The organism is Eleftheria terrae (assembly GCF_030419005.1).
Classification (GTDB): domain Bacteria; phylum Pseudomonadota; class Gammaproteobacteria; order Burkholderiales; family Burkholderiaceae_C; genus Caldimonas; species Caldimonas terrae.
The window spans coordinates 691,255-702,846 of the sequence record NZ_CP106951.1; the positions used below are offsets into that span (position 1 = coordinate 691,255).

An 11,592-nucleotide genomic window follows, 5' to 3' on the forward strand; every position below is an offset into this window, starting at 1 on the left:
GAGGCGCGGCAAGGCCTTGGCGGGGTGGGTGAAGCGCGGCAGGGTGAACATGGTCGGGTCTCCTTGTGGGCGGTGCTTGTCGTGCCTCGGGTCAGCCGCGGAACGCAACCTCGGCGATGCCCTGTGCGCCGGGGCGGGTGACGAACACCGCGCCGGCCAGGGCAGCCTGCCCCGGCGGCGGCACGGCCGGTCGTATCGTGGTGATGAAGAGCAGGTCGAGCGCGGGGCCGCCGAAGGCGCACATGGCGGGCTTGCTGACCGGCACGCTGAGCGAGCGGTCAAGCCGGCCGTCCGGCGTGAAGCGGTGCACCTGGCCGGCGTCGTTCGCGCAGATCCAGTAGCCACCGTCGGTGTCCACCGCGGCGCCGTCGGGCCGGCCGGGGTGGCGGTTCATGTCGATGAACTCGCGCCGCCCGCCGGGCCGGCCCTGCTCGTCGAGGTCGAAAGCCCAGACTCGGCGCACCTGCGGATGGGAGTCGGACAAGTACATGCGCCGTCCGTCGGGGCTGAAGGCCAGGCCATTGGGGGTGATGAGGCCGTCCACCAGCGGCGCGCTCAGGCCATCGGCATCGAAGCGGTGCAGCACGCCGGCCGGCCGGGCCAGCGCCATGTCGCGCACCATGGTGCCGGCCCAGAAGCGGCCGGCCCGGTCGCAGCGGCCGTCATTGAAGCGCATGTCGGCTGCGGCATGCGCGACGCTGGCCAGGCGCCGATGCTCCAGCACGCCGTGCGGCCGCGGATGCAGGTGGAAGATGCCGCTTTCCATGCCGGCCACCAGGCCGCCGCCGGCATGCAACGCGATGCAAGCGATGCGCTCCGGGCAGCGCCAGTGCTCGAGCCGGCGGCTCGACCAGTCGAGTCGCGACAGGCCGGGTGCCTCGATGTCGACCCAGTACAGGGCCTGCTCGTCGGGCGACCACAGCGGGCTTTCGCCCACTGCATCACGCCGGTCGCACAAGACGTCCACGCTCAGTCCCCGAAAGGGCCGGCGTGCAGGAACACGCCTCCCTGGTGGCGCACCGCCGGGTCCTGCAGGTCGAGCACCGGCTGGCGCGCCTCCACCTCGGCACGCCAGGCGTCGGCGCTGTCGCGCGGCACATAGCCCAGGTGCGCAGCATGGCGGTTGTCCCACCAGCGGGTGCCGTTGTCGGACACGCCGTAGATGATGCTGTGGCCCACCACCGGCGCCGTCAGGCAGGACACCACCAGCCGCTCCAGGTCGTCATGGCTGAGCCAGGTGGCGAGCATGCGCCGGTCCAGCGGCCGCGGCGTGGACGAGCCGATGCGCAGGCAGGCGGTCTCGATGCCGTAGCGGTCGAAGTAGAAGCTGGCCAGGTTTTCGCCGAAGGCCTTGCTGACGCCGTACAGGCCGTCGGGACGCGGCAAGGCGCGGGTGTCGATGACTTCGTCCTGCCGGTAGTAGCCCGTCACGTGGTTGGAGCTGGCATAGACGACACGCCGCACGCCATGCCGGCGCGCCGCCTCGTAGAGGTGGTACAGGCCGACGATGTTGGCCTGCAGGATGGGCTCGAACGGCCCCTCCACCGAATAGCCGCCCAGGTGCACGACCGCGTCGACGCCGGCCAGCATCTCGTGCACGGCGGCCGGGTCTTCCAGCCGCACCTGCTGCACTTCCTCGCCGGCGGCGGGCTCGCCGAGCGCCGCGATGTCGCTGACCCGCAGGCGGTCGCAGTAGGCCTTGAGCCGGGGCCGCAGCACTTGGCCCAGGCCCCCGGCGGCACCGGTCAGCAGCAGGCGGGAAAAACGCAAGGAGGTCGGATGGGCGGGTGGCATGACAGGGTGCGAAGCAAGCGGGAGGTTTGCTACAGTCCGACTGACGATGTGCTGTCGTCAGTTGTCGTACAAGGCACGGTATCGTCGTGCAGGCAGACGGCAGTGTCAACAACAAGCCTTCAGGGTTTGCCCGAGTCCACCATGAACATCCCGCCCGACACGGTGCGCCGTCCCCGCACCCTGGCCATCGGCCTGGTCGACGCACTCAGCCAGCGCATTCGCGAGGGCCGCCTGCAGGCCGACGACAAGCTGCCCACCGAGGCCGAGATCATGCGCGAGTTCGGTGTCAGCCGCACCGTGGTGCGCGAGGCCATTTCGAAGCTGCAGGCGGCCGGCCTGGTGCGCACGCGGCACGGCGTGGGCACCTTTGTGGTGGGCCTGGTGGACGCGCCGGCGTTTCGCATCGATCCCGAGCAGCTGGCGACGGTGCGCGACGTCATTGCGGTGCTGGAGTTGCGCATCAGCCTGGAGACCGAGGCGGCTGCATTGGCCGCGCTGCGGCGCAATGACGAGAACCTGACGGTGATGCGCGAGTCGCTCGCCGCCTTTTCTGCCGCGGTGGAGCAGGACGGCGACAGTGTGGCGCACGACTTCGCCTTCCACCTGGAGATCGCCCGGGCCACCCAAAACCCGCACTTCGCGGACCTGATGGGTTATGTCGGCACCACGCTGATTCCGCGGGCCCGGGTCAACACCGCACGGGCCGCCCACACCGACCGGCGCGAGTACCTGAGGCGGGTCAACGCGGAGCACGAGAACATCTACAACGCGATTGCCGATGGCGACCCGGAATCGGCCCGCGCGGCGATGCGCACCCACCTGTCGAACAGCCGCGACCGGCTGCGCCGGGCCCAGCCGGCCAGCCTGGGGGCTTGAAGGCGGCCCTGGTGAGGGGTCCCGGCTGGCCGACGAGTTAGCGAGTTAGCGAGTTAGCGAGTTAGCGAGTTAGCGAGTTGGCGAGTTAGCGAGTTGGCGAGTTGGCGAGTTGGCGAGTTGGCGAGTTGGCGAGTTGGCGGGTTCCGGGGAGGAAAGCCGGCATGTAGAGCGCGACGGAACGGGGGCGGTTGCCGAGCGGCAGACGCACCGCCGGGCATGCGCCTTCTTTGAAGCGCGGGAGACCAGGCGCTACCCCGCCGGAAGCCGACCGCGCACCGACCTCCCAGGCTGGCGGCACGAGGTCGCCGGCCTGCCCTGCTGCCCGTCCTGCCCTCGCCGCGCCAGCCTTCCCGGCCGCGTTCTGCTTCGGCCTCGCGCCGCGTGACACCACGCCGCGCGTGACCGCGCTGCCCCGCCCGCGCGCTTCTCCTTGAGATCGAGCCATGGGACGAGGCGCCTCCTGCACGCCGGTAAAGCGCCTGGTGAGGCGGCCGGGTGCAGCAGTGGCCGGCCCTGGCCGCAAGCGCCCGGCGATGCGCACCGCGATGCTCCCAGCTTGTGGCGGCGCCTGCTTAGTTGTACGATGACTGACAACATAACGCCGGCTCGCGCTTGGCAGCGGGTCGTCCGCCTTCTGGCGCCTTCCTTCCACCAGGACTCTTGTTCATGTCGCCCCACGAACTCCAGCAGCTTCTCTCGTCCGGCCTCCTGTCCTTTCCGCTGACCGATTTCGATGCCCAGGGCGACTTCGCTGCGGCGGCCTATGCCCGGCGGCTGGAGTGGCTGGCGCCCTACGGCGCCACTGCGCTGTTCGCGGCGGGCGGCACCGGCGAGTTTTTTTCGCTGGTGCCACAGGAGTACACGGCCGTGATCCGCACCGCGGTGCAGACCTGCCGCGGCAAGGTGCCCATCGTGGCCGGCGCGGGCGGCCCGACCCGGCAGGCCATCGCCTATGCGCAGGAAGCGCAGCGCCTGGGCGCGCACGGCGTGCTGCTGCTGCCGCACTACCTCACCGAGGCGCCGCCGGAGGGCGTGATGGCCCATGTCGAAGCGGTCTGCCGGTCGGTCGACATCGGGGTGGTGGTCTACAACCGCGCGGTGTGCCGGCTGGGCCCGGCCCAGCTCGAGGCGCTGGCCGGGCGCTGCCCCAACCTGATCGGCTTCAAGGACGGCATCGGTGACATCGAGCTGATGGTGTCCATCCGCGAGCGCCTGGGCGAGCGCTTCACCTACCTGGGCGGGCTGCCGACGGCCGAGGTCTATGCCGCCGCCTACAAGGCGCTGGGCGTGCCGGTGTATTCGTCGGCGGTGTTCAACTTCGTTCCGCGCACGGCGATGGACTTCTACCGGGCGGTGGCCAATGACGACCGGGCCACCCAGAGCCGGCTGCTGCAATCCTTCTTCCTGCCCTACCTGGCCATCCGCAACCGCTGCGCCGGCTATGCGGTGGGCATCGTCAAGGCGGGCGCCAACCTGGTGGGCCACCCGGCTGGCCCGGTGCGGCCGCCCCTGACCGACCTCAAGGCCGAGGAACGCCAGCAACTCGCCGCATTGATCGACCAACTGGGCCCGCAGTAAGCTGCGGCGCTCGCAAGGCGTGCGGCAGCACGGCAGGACCCGGATGGCGAAGCAGCACCCGGTTCGGGCAGGCGGGCAGGAAGCGGATGGCGGCCGCCTGGCCGCCGCCCGCTGCGCCCCCGCCGGCCCGCTGTATCGCCCGGCGAGCCCTGCCTGGCTGGCGTTCGCCACGATGCCCCGCGGGGCCGATTCATCCTTCAGACCCAAGGACGGACATGAGCAGGGAACACCTCAACTACATCGGCGGTGAATGGGTGGGCAGCGAGCACTTCGCGGCCAACCTCAACCCCTCGGACCTGGCCGACACCGTCGGCCTGTATGCCAGCGGCAGCACCGACGACGTGGCCCAGGCCGTGCACGCCGCGCGCCGTGCGCTGCCGGCCTGGAGCGGCAGTGGCATCCAGCAGCGGGCCGATGCGCTCGACGGTATCGGCCGCGAGCTGCTGGCGCGCCGCGAAGAGCTGGGCACCCTGCTGGCCCGCGAGGAAGGCAAGACCCTGCCGGAGGCCATCGGCGAGGTGGCGCGGGCCGGCAACATCTTCAAGTTCTTCGCCGGCGAGTGCCTGCGCAGCGGCGGCGAGCTGCTGCCTTCGGTGCGGCCGGGCATCGGGGTGGAGATCACCCGGGAGCCGGTGGGCGTGGTCGGGCTCATCACCCCTTGGAATTTCCCGATCGCCATTCCGGCCTGGAAGATCGCACCGGCGCTTGCCTGGGGCAACTGCGTGGTGTTCAAGCCGGCCGACCTGGTGCCGGGCTCGGCCTGGGCGCTGGCCGAGATCATCGCCCGTGCCGGCTTGCCGGCCGGCACCTTCAACCTGGTGATGGGCCGCGGCCGGGAAGTTGGCCAGGCCATCGTCGACCATCCGGGGATCGATGCGGTGAGCTTCACCGGCTCGGCGGCCGTCGGCCGGCAGGTGGCGGCCGCCTGCGTTGCCCGGGGTGCCAAGGTGCAGCTGGAGATGGGCGGCAAGAATCCGCAGGTGGTGCTCGACGATGCGGACCTCGGTACCGCCGTGGAGCTGTGCGTGCAGAGCGCCTTCTTCTCCACCGGGCAGCGCTGCACTGCGGCCAGCCGGCTGATCGTCACCGAAGGCATCCACGATCGTTTCGTGGCAGCCATGGTGGAGCGCATGCGCCAGCTCAGGGTGGGCCATGCCCTGGCCACGGGGACCGACATCGGTCCGGTGGTCTCGGCCAGCCAGCTGGACCAGGACCTGCGCTACATCGAGCTCGGCTTGAACGAAGGCGCCGCGCTGGCCTGGGGCGGGCAGCGCCTGCACGGCGAGACCGAAGGCCACTACCTGGCGCCGGCGCTGTTCACCGAGACGACGTCCCGCATGACGCTCAACCGGGAAGAGGTCTTCGGCCCGGTGGCCGGCGTGATCCGCGTGCGCGACTACGACGAAGCGCTGGCCGTGGCCAACGACACCAGCTTCGGCCTGTCCGCCGGCATCGCGACCACCTCGCTCAAGCATGCCACGCACTTCAAGCGCCATGCCCAGGCCGGCATGGTGATGGTCAACCTGCCGACCGCGGGCGTGGACTACCACGTGCCCTTCGGTGGCCGCAAGGGCTCCAGCTACGGGCCCCGCGAGCAGGGCCGCCATGCGGCCGAGTTCTATACCACGGTGAAGACCGCCTACACGCTGGCCTGAGCCAGCCGCGGCACAGGGGCGGCGGCACACCGGCCGGCGGACCGGCGCCCGGTGGGGGCAGCCGGCGGCGGTCCGCCACGCCCAGTTGTGCGAGGATGACGCCCGACAGGTGCGCCGCCAGCCGGCGGCTGCCCTGCGCGTCAACAACTTCACCGGGGGCCGCGCGCCGCCCGGCCCGACACCGCCGATGAAAGACCGCCCTGCTCCCGCCCAGCTCGCCCGCGAACACTGGTCCGTCGATGCGGGATCGCGCGACGTTGCGACCCTCGTCATCCCGGCCGATGCCCAGCGCGACCGCCGTTTCGAGATTGCCTGCCGTTTTGTGGTGGCCCGCCGCGGCGGCCCCGAAGACGACGCCTGGCACAGCTTGCGCATCGATGTGGACGGCGCCCTGGAATGGTCACGCCAGCTCGCCACCGAGAACCCCGGCAGCACCGATTCGCTCGACTACCGCTTCCGCCGCACCGTGCCGAGCGGCCAGCCCTTGCGCATCACCGCCAAGACCGCTGTGCGCCATGCCGAACGCCGTGAGCTGATCATCGAAGCCGAGGAAGACTGAGCCGGACGGCTCGGTGCGGAAGGCGCGAACGGCGGGCGCCAGCGGGACCGCTGATGGCGCGGCTGCCGCTCGGGCGCTGCGTCGAGCACGATGGCCGGCTGTGGCACGGCCGCCTCCTGGCCAGGCTCACCAGCGGGCGACTCGGGGGCAACCAGGGTGATGGCGCCCGGCTGTCAGCACGGCGCACGAGCAAGGGCGCACCCGGCCGCACCTGGCCGCGGCAGTGGCCGGGCCGCCCCGGCGTGGACGTACAGGCCGGACGTACAGGCGCGGATGTACAGGCGCGAATGTACAGCGGCCCCGAGGACCGCAGCGCCCAGGATGTCGCTGGGTGCCGGCTGCCCCCTCAGTCGGCCAGCAGCACGCTGAAGTCGCTCCGGAAGGTCGCTTGCTCCCCCTTGTGCGCATAGCCGAGCGGATTGGCCAGCACCCGGCAAGGACCGGTGGCTGCGGGCCGCGCCACCAGGTAGTCGAGCGCGCAGTGCACATGGCCGTGGATCCACAGCTCGGCGTGCTGCAACAGCTCGTCCAGCGCATTGCAGAAGCCGGCCGTGCCCGGCACCAGGCCATAGCGCGGATCGGCGCTGCGCAGACTGGGCGCGAAATGCGTGACGACCACGGTGCGGCCATCGAAGGGCTCGGCCAGTGCGTGGCGCAGCCAGGCCTGGCATTCGAGCGCCAGCTCGCGCAGGTCCTCGGCGAGCATCGGCCGGCCGTCACGCAGGGCCGAGTATTTCGACAGGTAGTAGTTGGCCGCCCGGAAGGCCTTGCCGCGCTGGCGCAGGGTGTGCGCCAGGTCGCCGGGCCCCGTCCCGGCCGAGGCCAGGGCGTCGAAATCGCTCCACAGCGTGGTGCCGATGAAGCGCACCGGCCCCAGGGTGTGCACCTGTCGCTCCAGCCAGACGATGCCCAGCGCTTCACAGCAATCGCGCAAGCGGCGGTGGGTGGCGTCGAATTCAAGGCCATCGTATTCATGGTTGCCCGGCACGTAGAGCACGGTGGGCCAGGGGGCACCGCGCCGCGGCGAGAAACGGCCCAGGCCGAAGTCGTCCTCTGCCAGCCGCGAGCCGGCCTGGTAGGAGCCGATGTCGCCGGCCAGCACCAGCACATCGGCACCGGGCACCGCCTGGGCGACGAAGCCGGGCTGGTTTTCGAGATGAAGGTCGGAAAGGATCTGAATGCGCATGTCGCTGCCAGTCTATCGGCAGCGCGTGCTGGCGGCCGGGTGCCCCCCGGGCGCTCCGCCGCCCGCCCTGCCTGGGACTGCGGGCGGCGTCGGGGCGGCAGCAGGCGGGCCGGCGTCGCGGCCGCCCGCCATGTGGCGCACGCGCCTCAGCGCCCTGCCCGGCTGGTGACCAGGCCCTGGCCAGCGGCCCAGGCGGACACGTCCTCGCGCCTGATGGCGGCGGCCATCAGGCCCGGGAAGGCGTCCGGCGTGCAGGCGAACGAGGGCACGCCCAGGGCCGCCAGCTTGGCCGCCAGGTCGCGGTCGAAGGCCGGCGCGCCTTCGTCGCTGAGGGCCAGCAGCGTCACCACCTGCACCCCGGACTCCACCAGCTCGGCCGCCCGGCGCAGCAGCTTGGCCTCGACGCCGCCTTCGTAGAGGTCGGAGATCAGCACCAGGATGGTGTTGCGCGGATCGCGGATCTGGCTCTGGCAATAGGCCACCGCGCCTTCGATGTCGGTGCCGCCACCCAGTTGCACGCCGAACAGCAGGTCCACCGGGTCGTGCAGCTGCTCGGTCAGGTCGACCACCGCGGTGTCGAACACCACCAGCCGCGTCGCCACCGCCGGCAACGAGGCCAGCACCGCGCCGAAGATGCTCGAATAGACCACGCTGGCCGCCATCGAGCCGCTCTGGTCGATGCACAGGATCACCTCGCGCTGCGGCCGCCGCGCCTTGCGGCCGTAGCCGATCAGCGTCTCGGGCACCAGCGTGCGCAGCTCCGGCTGCCAGTGGCGCAGGTTGGCTCGGATGGTGCGATGCCAGTCGATCTCGGCATGGCGGGGACGCCGGTTGCGCTGGCTGCGGTCCAGCGCGCCGGTGACGGCTGCGCGCAGCGGCTCCTCGAGCCGCTTCATCAGCTCGTCCACCACCCGCCGCACCACGGCGCGTGCCGTCTCGCGGGTGCCGGCCGGAATCACGCTGGCCAGCGAGATCAGGCTGGCCACCAGGTGCACGTCGGGCTGCACCGCCTCCAGCATCTCCGGCTGCGTGAGCATCTCGGTGAGCTGCAAGCGCTGCAGCGCGTCGCGCTGCATCACCTGCACCACCGAGGACGGGAAGTACTGCCGGATGTCGCCCAGCCAGCGCGCCACCTGCGGTGCGGAGCCGCCGCGGCCACCGCGCCGGTCGCCGCCCAGTCCTTGCGGGCCGTTCGGCTCGTAGAGGGCGGCCAAGGCGCGGTCCATCTCGGCGATGCGGCCTTGCAGAGCGCCGCAGCTGGGCTGCGCCTCGCTGCCCAGCACCAGGCGCCAGCGCTGCAGGCGCTCGGCCTCCGGGGACGGCGGGGCGGCGGCTGCGCCGGCAGGCTCGTCAGCGGCCACCGCGGCCGGAGCCCGGTCTTGCGGGCCGGCCGCGTCGTCGCCTGCAGGGGGGCTGCGGTCGGGTGATACGGGAGTCGAAGTCATCGGGTCGCCCGGCGGCGGGCCTCCTGCGGTGGTCATGCCGGCAAGCCCAGCAGCTGGCGCAGCAAGGGCAAGGCGCGCTCGGCCTGCTGCAGGTCGAAGGCTGGCGCGGTGCCGCTGTCGGCCATGCCGGCGTCGGGCACCGGCTGGCGGGCCCGCTCGCCGAGCGAGCGGCGCTCGGTGGCGCTGAAATCGGCAAAGGTGCGACGCACCAGTGGCAGCACCCGCTCGAAGTGCTCGCGATGCAGGCCGGCCAGCCAGGCATCGACCAGCGCCCACAGCCGGCTGTCGTGCAGCAACACCAGCGCATTTCGGTTGAGGAAACCCTCCAGCCACGCGGCGGCCTCGGCCGGGTCGCTGGCCGAAGACAGGCTCAGGTGCAGCCGGGTCCCGGCGGCCTCGATGTCCCACACGCCGTCGTCCAGCAACAGCCGGGTGGCCAGGCCGCGCAGCAGTGCGGCGCTGCCGGCGGCGTCCGCCAGCCGGGCCAGCGCATCCTGCCAGGCGGTGGTTTGCACCTCGGCGTCGCGCAGGCCCACGGCGGCATGGGCCTCCAGCAGCGAGGCGCGCAGGCCGTGGGCGGCTTCCTCGTCGAGGGCCGCGCAGGCGAGCGGCAGGCCGATGGCGGCGCGCACCAGCAGGCTGTCGAGCATCTGGGCGACCAGCCGCGTGTCGATGTTGCGCACGCTGCCGTAGCGGAACACCTGGGCCAGCGGCGGCATGGCGCGCAGCAGCTGCAAGGTGTCGCCGGTGACGGCGGCGCGGTCTTCCAGCGCGCGGGTGACGCCCGGCACCGCCGCGGCCAGCTCGGCCAGCAAGACCTCGTCGACCAGTTCGGCCAGCGTGTCCAGGCCTTGCGCGCGGGCGGCGCGGTCCAGCACGCAGGCGCTGCTGGCCTGCTCGATGGTGGCCCCCCAGCGGCTGGCGGAGATCAGCGACACCGCCAGGTCCGGCTGCCACTGCAGCCGCCAGGATTCGCGGAAGCTGCCGCGCGAGCCGCGCCCGCCGCGAACCGGTTCGCCCCAGCCGATGTCGAGCAGCCGCAGGCGGTGCAGCAGGTGGCTGCGGGCCAGGTCGTTGGGCTCGCGCAGGTCGAGGTCGAGCGTGCGCTGCGTCGCTTCGGGCTTCAGGCGCAGCCGCTTCTGGGCCTGCTCCAGGTCACGCTGCAGCGGCACGCCGGGCACGCCCTCGGGCACGCTGCCGAGGCGGTCGCCAATGGTCAGCGCGTCTTCGATCAGGCGCAGCGGCCCGTCCTCGCCCATGCAGACCACGCTGCGGGTGGCCTCGTTCAATTCCTCCAGGCCGGGCGCGGGCCGGTCGCGCAGGGCAGCCAGCGCATCGGCCAGGCGGGCGGCTTCGATGACGTGGGCGCTGGAGCAATCGAGGTCGCGCTCGCGCAGCAACCGCGCCACCCGTGACAGCCAGCCGACCGAGCGCGGCACCTGCGGATGGTCGTGCCCCCACAGGAAGCCGTACCAGCCGGGCGCCTGCACGCCGGCCCCGTAGCCGCTGGCCAGGCTCAGGTGGCGATGTGTCCACGGCACCCAGGTGCACTGCACCTTGAGCTTGGGCAAGCCCTTCAGCAAGGCCTGGTCGGCCTTGGCTGGCGGCTCGGCGGCAAGCGCCGGCACGTGCCAGGCGCCGCACACCACGGCGATGCGGCGGTGGCCCTCCTTGCGGGCAGCGCGAATGCACTGGCGCATGTGGGCCTCGCGCTGCGCCTCGTGCAGGCGGCGCGCCTCGGCGCGCGGCGACAGCGGGCGCGCCGGTGCCCGGCGCTCCCATTCGTTGCGCACTTCGGTCATCGCCTCGGCGATGGCGGCAAACAGGTCGGTGGCGTCGGCGCGCTCCTCCACCAGGTGGTTCCACCAGGCTTCGCCGTCGGCATGGCCGCTGGCCTGGGCAAGCCAGTCGAGGGGATCGGCCGGGCGGGCGTCATCGTCGCCCGCCGCGCTGCGCGGGGCGGCATCGGCCTCGTCGGCGGGCGGTGTCACGTCATGGCCGGTGGTCGGTGCGCCAGCCTCGGTCTGCGTCTCGGCCTGCGTCTTGGCTGGCTCGCCGGTGCTGCCGCCGTCGCCCTGCACTGCGGGCGGCAAATCATCATCGGGCAATGCGCCGGCCAGCGCCGCTGCTGCCGCCTCCTCGGCGGCCTTCTCCTGCGCGAGCGCATGGGCCCGTGGCAGGTCGATGAAGCGGGTCGGCACCGCATGGTGCACGCCCCAAGTCAGCGCCTGCCACTCCGGCGAGAACTCGGCGAACGGGTAGAACACCGCACGCCGCGGCTCGTCCGGGCAGTAGGCGAGCAAGGCCACCGGCGGCGCCATCGCCGCGTCCAGCGCGAAGGGCAGCAGCTCGTCGGCTTCCGGCGGGCCTTCGATCAGCACGCAGTCGGGCTGCCAGTCCTGCAGCGCCTGCAGCAGGCTGCGGGCGCAACCCGGCCCATGGTGGCGGATGCCGTACAGGCGCACCTGCGGGGTGTCGGCAGGGGTCGTCATGGACAGC

9 protein-coding genes are annotated in these 11,592 nt (G+C 72.2%); 4 read left to right on the top strand and 5 right to left on the bottom strand.

All coding sequences use genetic code 11. The features are described 5' to 3' along the window. Positions 1 to 91 precede the first annotated feature (91 nt). Entirely contained in the window at positions 92 to 973 is an 882-nt protein-coding gene (locus tag N7L95_RS03300) for an SMP-30/gluconolactonase/LRE family protein (protein WP_435870084.1), read from the bottom strand. Continuing rightward, on the bottom strand, positions 970 to 1,794 hold the full coding sequence (locus N7L95_RS03305) for an NAD-dependent epimerase/dehydratase family protein (RefSeq protein WP_301258391.1): 825 nt from the start codon (positions 1,792 to 1,794) through the stop codon (positions 970 to 972). Before N7L95_RS03305 ends, N7L95_RS03300 begins: the two co-directional genes overlap by 4 nt. Before the next feature lie 141 nt (positions 1,795 to 1,935). On the opposite strand from N7L95_RS03305, the gene N7L95_RS03310 reads away from it, so the two are divergent. The 4 genes from N7L95_RS03310 (at position 1,936) to N7L95_RS03325 (ending at position 6,462) form a co-directional block, all read left to right on the top strand. Then, positions 1,936 to 2,670: a FadR/GntR family transcriptional regulator gene (locus N7L95_RS03310; RefSeq protein WP_301258392.1), complete on the top strand. Its 735-nt coding sequence runs from the start codon at positions 1,936 to 1,938 to the stop codon at positions 2,668 to 2,670. 666 nt (positions 2,671 to 3,336) lie between these two features. After that, on the top strand, positions 3,337 to 4,248 hold the full coding sequence (gene kdgD / locus N7L95_RS03315) for a 5-dehydro-4-deoxyglucarate dehydratase (protein WP_301258393.1): 912 nt from the start codon (positions 3,337 to 3,339) through the stop codon (positions 4,246 to 4,248). Positions 4,249 to 4,463: 215 nt separating this feature from the next. Further along, positions 4,464 to 5,903 (top strand): aldehyde dehydrogenase family protein, encoded by a 1,440-nt coding sequence (locus N7L95_RS03320; RefSeq protein ID WP_301258394.1) that lies wholly within the window; start codon positions 4,464 to 4,466, stop codon positions 5,901 to 5,903. Positions 5,904 to 6,090: 187 nt separating this feature from the next. Continuing rightward, on the top strand, positions 6,091 to 6,462 hold the full coding sequence (locus N7L95_RS03325; protein ID WP_301258395.1) for a hypothetical protein: 372 nt from the start codon (positions 6,091 to 6,093) through the stop codon (positions 6,460 to 6,462). A gap of 346 nt (positions 6,463 to 6,808) precedes the next feature. On the opposite strand, the gene N7L95_RS03330 is transcribed toward N7L95_RS03325, so the two are convergent. The 3 genes from N7L95_RS03330 to N7L95_RS03340 all read right to left on the bottom strand — a co-directional run bounded on the left by N7L95_RS03330 (position 6,809) and on the right by N7L95_RS03340 (position 11,585). Then, complete coding sequence (locus N7L95_RS03330) at positions 6,809 to 7,648, bottom strand: metallophosphoesterase (protein WP_301258396.1); 840 nt, start codon at positions 7,646 to 7,648, stop codon at positions 6,809 to 6,811. A 146-nt stretch (positions 7,649 to 7,794) separates the two neighbouring features. Continuing rightward, the gene (locus N7L95_RS03335) at positions 7,795 to 9,093 is read right to left on the bottom strand and encodes a VWA domain-containing protein (RefSeq protein WP_301258397.1); all 1,299 of its coding nucleotides are present in this window, start codon (positions 9,091 to 9,093) and stop codon (positions 7,795 to 7,797) included. A gap of 32 nt (positions 9,094 to 9,125) precedes the next feature. After that, a complete protein-coding gene (locus N7L95_RS03340; protein WP_301258398.1) occupies positions 9,126 to 11,585 on the bottom strand; it encodes a DUF5682 family protein in 2,460 nt (819 codons plus the stop codon). Positions 11,586 to 11,592 lie beyond the last annotated feature (7 nt).

What these genes read in the sequence shown, in the direction of transcription:
- N7L95_RS03305 (WP_301258391.1), bottom strand. Translation starts at nt 1,794, where the DNA reads ATGCCACCCGCCCATCCGACCTCCTTGCGTTTTTCCCGCCTGCTGCTG.
- N7L95_RS03310 (WP_301258392.1), top strand. Translation starts at nt 1,936, where the DNA reads ATGAACATCCCGCCCGACACGGTGCGCCGTCCCCGCACCCTGGCCATC.
- kdgD (WP_301258393.1), top strand. Translation starts at nt 3,337, where the DNA reads ATGTCGCCCCACGAACTCCAGCAGCTTCTCTCGTCCGGCCTCCTGTCC.
- N7L95_RS03320 (WP_301258394.1), top strand. Translation starts at nt 4,464, where the DNA reads ATGAGCAGGGAACACCTCAACTACATCGGCGGTGAATGGGTGGGCAGC.
- N7L95_RS03325 (WP_301258395.1), top strand. Translation starts at nt 6,091, where the DNA reads ATGAAAGACCGCCCTGCTCCCGCCCAGCTCGCCCGCGAACACTGGTCC.
- N7L95_RS03330 (WP_301258396.1), bottom strand. Translation starts at nt 7,648, where the DNA reads ATGCGCATTCAGATCCTTTCCGACCTTCATCTCGAAAACCAGCCCGGC.
- N7L95_RS03335 (WP_301258397.1), bottom strand. Translation starts at nt 9,093, where the DNA reads ATGACTTCGACTCCCGTATCACCCGACCGCAGCCCCCCTGCAGGCGAC.
- N7L95_RS03340 (WP_301258398.1), bottom strand. Translation starts at nt 11,585, where the DNA reads ATGACGACCCCTGCCGACACCCCGCAGGTGCGCCTGTACGGCATCCGC.